This is a genomic window from Psychrobacter sp. TB55-MNA-CIBAN-0194 (assembly GCF_040309505.1).
Classification (GTDB): Bacteria; Pseudomonadota; Gammaproteobacteria; order Pseudomonadales; family Moraxellaceae; genus Psychrobacter; species Psychrobacter fozii.
The window spans coordinates 1-388 of record NZ_JBEOOW010000050.1 but is presented as its reverse complement, the minus strand read 5'-3'; the positions used below and the strand labels follow the sequence as shown (position 1 = coordinate 388).

The window sequence follows — 388 nt, the reverse complement described above, 5'->3', positions numbered from 1 at the left end:
ATCCACACGTGAGATAAAACCTTCTTCAAACAGGCGCTGCGCCATATGGTCGGTCTGCTGCAAGGTATCATAAGCATCTTCACGCAAGTAGGCGGCAATGATGGCGAGCTGCGCCTTAAAATAGCGCTCAATCAAGGTGTTATAAAGCTCGTTCTTATCGAGTAGGCTATCTGCGACCGCTTCTTGGGTGCGGGCATCGGACGCGCCTGTTAACGCTGTTGTCCGCCCAGCAGTATAAATAGGCCAAACAACGCCAATACCTGCGCCCGTCGTTGAGCCTGAACGATTAAAATCATAAGAATTTGGGAGGCGTTCACCGACCAATTCACCAAAATTTGGCAAATCTGTGGTTGGCGGAGCGGGGATAACGTCATCGACGCCATTATTG

1 protein-coding gene is annotated in these 388 nt (G+C 50.5%); it reads right to left on the bottom strand.

Annotated features, from left to right (window positions below):
• A partial coding sequence (locus AAEY75_RS14200; protein WP_352259926.1) for a TolC family protein occupies nt 1–388 on the bottom strand: 388 nt, incomplete at both ends.